This window comes from Streptomyces sp. AC627_RSS907 (genome assembly GCF_019049165.1).
In genome coordinates this window covers 1-603 of sequence record NZ_JAGMUE010000533.1, presented here as the reverse complement: position 1 = coordinate 603, position 603 = coordinate 1, and the positions used below count along the sequence as shown (strand labels likewise).

Here is a 603-nt window from a genome sequence, read left to right as displayed (position 1 = left end):
CCGGCCGTCTCTACGCTGGCCCCACACATCGCGGCGCACAGGGGGAGGTCCACGGAGATGAGCGGTGCGAGCGGTGCGAAGGCCCGTCTGGTGACCGACATCAGGGAGATCTTCGCGACGCTGGAGGCTCCCGGCGAACTCAGGGCGGAGCTGCTCCGAGGGGAGATCGTCATGACGGGCGGGCCCGACTGGGCCCACAACATGATCGTCACGCGCGTACGAGACCAGGTCCCGCAGAACCGCTGGTATCCGGTGGCGACTCAGGACATCGCCATCCCCGGCGAGGTCAGCGAGCCGCAGCCGGACCTCGTCGTCATCGAGCACGGCGCCTTCGACGGTCGCTCCCGGCTCGTGCCCGCCCCGGCGACCACCCTCCTCCTGGAGGTCGTCTCCAAGACCAGCAAGCACCGGGACCACGTCACCAAGCGCTCGATCTACGCCGCCGGGCAGGTCCCCGCGTACCTGATCATCGACCCCTACGCGGCCACCTGCGTGCTGCTGACCGAGCCGCGCGGCTCGGGCGAGGCGGCCGACTACCGGACCGAGCGCACCAGCGAGTTCGGCGAGCCGGTGCCGATCGGCGCGCTCGGCATCGACCTTGAC

Annotated in this window: 1 protein-coding gene; it reads left to right on the top strand. The window is 70.6% G+C overall.

Annotated features, from left to right (window positions below; genetic code table 11):
• Positions 1-57: 57 nt before the first annotated feature.
• Positions 58-603 (top strand): Uma2 family endonuclease (locus KUM32_RS36870; RefSeq protein WP_217146232.1); only part of this gene is annotated, 546 nt, incomplete at its 3' end.